The sequence below is a fragment of the Chitinophagaceae bacterium genome (genome assembly GCA_030053935.1).
In the GTDB taxonomy this organism is placed as follows: Bacteria; Bacteroidota; Bacteroidia; order Cytophagales; family JASGCU01; genus JASGCU01.
Genome location: JASGCU010000014.1, coordinates 30,965 through 36,565, shown reverse-complemented (window position 1 = coordinate 36,565; position 5,601 = coordinate 30,965). Strand labels below are relative to the sequence as shown.

General features: G+C 29.7%; 6 protein-coding genes. All 6 read left to right on the top strand.

Going from position 1 to position 5,601, the window contains the following annotated elements; translation table 11 throughout:
• Positions 1-271 precede the first annotated feature (271 nt).
• Positions 272-412 (top strand): hypothetical protein, encoded by a 141-nt coding sequence (locus QM536_03080; GenBank protein ID MDI9355993.1) that lies wholly within the window; start codon positions 272-274, stop codon positions 410-412.
• Positions 413-481: 69 nt separating this feature from the next.
• Positions 482-1,387, top strand: a complete 906-nt coding sequence (gene rsmH, locus QM536_03075; protein ID MDI9355992.1) for a 16S rRNA (cytosine(1402)-N(4))-methyltransferase RsmH — start codon at positions 482-484, stop codon at positions 1,385-1,387.
• Positions 1,388-1,583: 196 nt separating this feature from the next.
• Positions 1,584-2,483 carry a hypothetical protein gene (locus QM536_03070; protein ID MDI9355991.1) on the top strand — a complete coding sequence of 300 codons (900 nt, stop codon included), beginning with the start codon at positions 1,584-1,586 and terminating at the stop codon, positions 2,481-2,483.
• Entirely contained in the window at positions 2,452-3,807 is a 1,356-nt protein-coding gene (locus QM536_03065) for a peptidylprolyl isomerase (GenBank protein ID MDI9355990.1), read from the top strand. The genes QM536_03070 and QM536_03065 overlap by 32 nt, the downstream gene beginning before the upstream one ends.
• A gap of 6 nt (positions 3,808-3,813) precedes the next feature.
• Positions 3,814-4,773 (top strand): MoxR family ATPase, encoded by a 960-nt coding sequence (locus QM536_03060; protein ID MDI9355989.1) that lies wholly within the window; start codon positions 3,814-3,816, stop codon positions 4,771-4,773.
• A 93-nt stretch (positions 4,774-4,866) separates the two neighbouring features.
• The coding region (locus tag QM536_03055) for an Rpn family recombination-promoting nuclease/putative transposase (protein ID MDI9355988.1) at positions 4,867-5,601 on the top strand (735 nt) is incomplete at its 3' end.

The following is a 5,601-nucleotide window of genomic DNA, read 5'->3' as shown; positions in this document are numbered from 1 at the left end:
GTTCGGTAGTGTCACTTTTTCGTTCGGTAGTGTCACTTTTTATCGAAAAAAACTATTTTACTCTTTTATATATTTCATTTTCTTTGATAAAAAGTTATAAAGAGATCTCATTGTAAAAAAGCTATAAAATTTAGAACAAAACGATGAAAGTTGATTGATTTTGAAATAAAAAATGAAAAATAATGTAATAATTTAAAATAAATAATGAGATTTGGTTTCAAATTAAACATCCCTTGCAAAGTTCGGAGAAGATGGTATATATGAATATGAAATGAGTTTGAAGCTGTATAGAGATTATTATAATACCATTGAATACGCTGTTAATCAAGGAAAAATAGAAATAATCATAAGATTTCTCAAAAGAGGAAAATTCACACTTACCGAAATAGCCGAAGATTTTGATGTGTCTTGAGAGTTTGTAATGCAAATAAAAAAAGAAAACAATCTGTAGAGCTTCTGCTTGCAGCCTAAAAAAAATACTATGAATCAGTACCATATTCCCGTTTTGTTGAACGAATTAATAGATGGATTAACCCCTAAGCCCGATGGAATCTATGTAGATGCCACGTATGGAGGAGGAGGGCATTCTCAAGCACTGCTCTCGCGTCTATCAAGCAAAGGAAAAATTTATGCTTTTGATATAGATAATGATGTTACTAAAAATAGTATTGATGATGAGAGAATAACGTATATACGAGGAAATTTTAGATATGTGAAAAGGTTTTTAAGGTTTCATAATGTATCGAAGATAGATGGTCTTTTTGCAGATTTAGGAGTGTCCAGTTATCAAATAGATACTTTGGAGAGAGGGTTCAGCACCCGGTTTCACGGAGCATTGGATATGCGTATGAATCAAGAATCGGAAGTATCTGCAAAAGAAGTTCTGCATACTTATTCATCGGATAAGCTCTGCTTTCTTTTTAAAAATTATGGAGAAATGCAACGTCCTAAAGATATTGCTCAAGCCATTTGTTCTTATAGAATCAATTACCCATTAGAAACAACAGAAGACTTTAAAACTGCCATTCAAAAATTTGCTCCGAGAGGAAAAGAAAATCAATTTTTTGCACAGGCATTTCAATCTATTAGAATAGAGGTGAATCAAGAATTAGAATCTCTCAAAGAATTATTGATGCAATCACCCGAACTATTATTACCAGGAGGAAAGCTTGCCATAATCTCTTACCATTCATTGGAAGACAGATTGGTGAAAAATTTTATAGGGAAAGGGAACTTGGAAGGAATAGATACAAAAGATTTTTATGGAAATAAAATAAGTTACTTTACCCCAATGCATAAAAAACCCATTTATGCCTCAGAGCAGGAGATTCAAACAAATAAACGAAGCAGAAGTGCTAAATTACGAATAGGAATTCTTCATATATAAAAAATTTGTATTATTTAATGCAAAAACATATAAAACAATTCCGATTCTCTCTTTGTTTTAGAATTATTATGATATATTTATGGTATATTTTTTAAAAAAGAGTATTATAGATAAGATTATTTTATAATTCTATGTATCTCCATCTATTCCAAATGCTTTTACCTATTATACTATTTATTTTAAAAAATCTTTAATTATGCTTACTATAAAAATACATTTTTTTTATGTTTTATGTATCCATTTTGTTTTTGTTGGTATTATTTCTTTTTCATGTACTCCAAACAAAAAGACAGAGGTTTTAGATAAATCCATGGTAGAAAAACCCGCAGCAAGAGTTTTAAATACATACCTATATAAATCTGAAGTAGAAAAATACGTTGGGAACAAGTACAATAAAAAAGATAGTATTGATATTGCTAAAAAACACATAGATCACTGGATAAATAAACAAATAATGCTCTATGAGATATCTTCTAATACTACATATTATGATATAGAAACAATCGAAAAGAAAGTATTAGAATACAAATACTCTCTTCTTATTTACGAATACAAACAAAATTATATCCGAACAAATCTAAAGACGGAAATAACTCAAGAAGAAAGAGAAGAATATTACTCTCTGCATAAAAATAGTTTTATTCTCCCCGAAACTATTATAAAATGCTTATTTATTCAGATTAAAAAAGACGTAAAAAATACGACAACAATAGAAACCAAAATAAAACAATTTCCTAATTACCCATTAGAAGAAATAAATACCTTATGCCAAACAGAAGAAGTAATACATTATTTTTTAGATACTGCTATATGGATACCTTTTAAAGATCTATTAGAAAAAACTTCTGTAAAAGAAGCCTTAACCCAATATAAAATTACAAAAGAGAATAGCTTTATCCGTTTTTTAGATAGCGAATTTCTGTATATGATAAAAATTACAGATTTTAGATTTGCCAATGAAATTGCCCCGTTATCATACGTAGAAAAACAAGTAGAAAAGAATCTTATTATGAGTAGAAAAATAAAATTAGAAAAAGAACTTGAAAAAGAAATTAGAAAAAAATTTGAGAATAAAAAAATCGTGGAGATATACTAAAGTACTCTTATCTGTTTTTTTCTTTTACCATCCTTTTGTGTACGCACAGGACCCCCCAAACAAAGAAATAGTTATTGATGAAATAGTCGCTCAGGTAGAGAATTTTATCATCACGAAATCAGAAGTTGATAAAGTGTATATTGAAATGTCTACAAAAGAAGAATTAGTAGAGACAAACACAAAATGCAAAGCATTAGAAAACATAGTTATTAATAAACTTATGGTAGTTCGTGCTGCATCAGATTCTGTGGCAGTAAAAGATGAGGAAGTAAATGCTAATTTAGACAGACGTATGCAATACTATATATCTCAGATAGGATCTGAGGAAAAAATAAAAGAATACTATGGTAAATCAATAGAACAGATTAAAGAAGAGTTAAGAGAAAATGTGCGAGAACAGTTGATAATTCAGAAAATGGAATCAAAACTTACCTCAGAACTCAAAACAACTCCTACCGAGGTAAGAAAATTTTTTAAGAAAATCCCAGAAGACAGCTTGCCATATTTTTCCACAGAATTATCCGTAGGGCAGATTGTAAGAGAGCCAAAAGCAAATGAAGAAGCAAAAAATGAAATAAAACGACGACTAATAGATTTAAAACAGCGTATTTTAAACGGAGAAGACTTTGCTTTGTTAGCAAAAGAATACTCAGACGATCCTTCTGCCCAAAGAAATGGAGGTGAATTAGGCTTTTTTAAAAGAGGAGATTTGGACCCTCAATATGAATCCACAGCACTTTTGCTCAAGCCAGGTACAATATCCGACCCTATAGAATCTCAGTTTGGTTTTCATATTATCCAAATGTTAGAACGAAGAGGAAATATCTATAATTCCCAACATATTCTTATGATACCTCAACCAACAAAAAGTGACTTTGAAAAAGAGATATATTTTTTAGATAGCATAAGGAATCTCATTCTAGAAAATAAAATTACTTTTGAAAAAGCAGCTAAGACGTATTCATCTGATAAAGAAACATCTAATACAGGTGGATTTTTTCAAGATGAAACAGGAGCATCGCTGATTTCAGTAGAACAAATGGATCCTGTATTATTTTTTACTGTGGATACGATGCAATTAGGAAACATTACCTCTCCTATAACGTTTAAAAAAAACGATGGTTCTGATGCAATTCGCATTATCTATTATAAAGAAAAAATTCCCCCACACCAAGCAAACCTACAACAGGACTTCCAAAAAATTTATACCGCTACTATCACATCTAAAAAAAACAGAGTAATACAAGATTGGTTCTCGAACGCTTATAAAAATGTATATATAACTATAAACAAAGAATTTGAATACTGTAAAATTTTAAAATAACCTCTTATGAACTATACAAATGATAAAGAAGCAGCAGATGCTTTTGTAAAAGATTTTAAAAAACTAACTGAAGAAATTGAAAAAATTATAGTCGGACAAAACGAAGTAATAAAATTGCTTCTTATTTCTTTGTTTTGCCAAGGACATACTTTATTAGTAGGGGTTCCGGGATTAGCAAAAACACTTTTAATCCATACACTATCAAAGGTTTTAGATTTGAAGTTTAACCGTATCCAGTTTACCCCCGATCTTATGCCATCAGATATATTGGGGTCAGAAACCTTAGATAAAGAAAGAAATATTAAATTTATACCAGGTCCAATTTTTGCAAATATTATCTTGGCAGATGAAATAAACAGAACTCCCCCTAAAACACAATCCGCACTTTTAGAAGCAATGCAAGAATATTCCGTTACTATCGGCGGAAAAATGAATCCTCTAGAAAAACCTTTTTTTGTTTTCGCTACCCAAAATCCCATCGAACAAGAAGGAACATACCCACTCCCCGAAGCCCAGTTAGATAGATTCCTATTCAATATTTATTTAGATTATCCATCCCTTTCATCTGAAATAGATATTGTAAAAAACACCACCTCTGATAAAAAAACAAATGTAGAAGTAGTCATGCGCTCCGAACAAATTTTATACTACCAAAATCTAGTAAGAAAAGTACCAATTCCGGACAATGTAATAGAATACGCCGTAAAATTAGTTCATAAAACACGTAATTCCCAAAGTACAAACGAAATATCAAAAAAATATTTAGAATGGGGTGCAGGACCAAGAGCTTCTCAATATTTGGTACTAGCATCAAAATGCAATGCTCTTATAAAAGGAAAATATTCACCAGATATAGAAGATATTCAAGAAGTAGCCATTCCTATTCTAAGACATCGCATCATAAAAAATTTTAAAGCAGAAGCAGATGACGTATCTGTAGAATATATTATTAAAAAACTGTTCTAAATAATGATACTACGTAAAAACAATTATAATACCTTACGTAACATTTTTATAAATACATAGGAATAAAATACAAAATAAAACAATATTATCATTATGATATTTGTAGATATAACAAATGATGTAGCTTTTAGAAAAATTTTTGGGTGTGAACAAAGCCCCGAAATATTACTTTCTTTTCTGAATGCTGTATTAGACCTTCCCAAAGGCAAAAAAATTATTCATATTGATTTTAAAAACCCATATCAATTCCCACAAATACATAAAAAAAAACAATCCATCTTGGATGTAAAAGTAGTAGATGAGAATAAAAAAAATTATATAGTAGAAATGCAAGTAGAAGAACCCGATGGATTTGAAAACCGTGTCCAGTATTATACCAACAAGGATTTTGTGAGTCAAATTAAAAAAGGAGACCAATATGTCCTTCTTAATCCTGTTCTTTTTATAGGAGTTATTAAATTTAATTTTTTTAAGAATACTGACTACATTACCCGACATATCTTGTTAGACACAAAAATACACACACACGAACTGAAAGGAACAGAATATAATTTTGTAGAATTAATGAAATTTCATAAAACAGAAAAAGAATGTCTCACTATTACAGAACAATGGGTTTTTTTCTTAAAAAATTCAGAAACCTTAAAAGATATTCCAAAAAATATTACCGACAAAGGTTTATTATCAGCTTATGATATGGCATGTAAATTTAAATGGAATGAAAAAGAATTAGAAGAATACGATTATGCAAGTATGAGAGAACAAGACGAAAGAGGAAAAATAAATAGAGTAAATAATAAACTTATTGCTGCTGAAAAACAAGCAGAA

Bases quoted from the DNA above. Each gene is read 5' to 3' on its own strand.
- QM536_03080 (MDI9355993.1), top strand. From the start codon at position 272: ATGAGTTTGAAGCTGTATAGAGATTATTATAATACCATTGAATACGCT.
- rsmH (MDI9355992.1), top strand. From the start codon at position 482: ATGAATCAGTACCATATTCCCGTTTTGTTGAACGAATTAATAGATGGA.
- QM536_03070 (MDI9355991.1), top strand. From the start codon at position 1,584: ATGCTTACTATAAAAATACATTTTTTTTATGTTTTATGTATCCATTTT.
- QM536_03060 (MDI9355989.1), top strand. From the start codon at position 3,814: ATGAACTATACAAATGATAAAGAAGCAGCAGATGCTTTTGTAAAAGAT.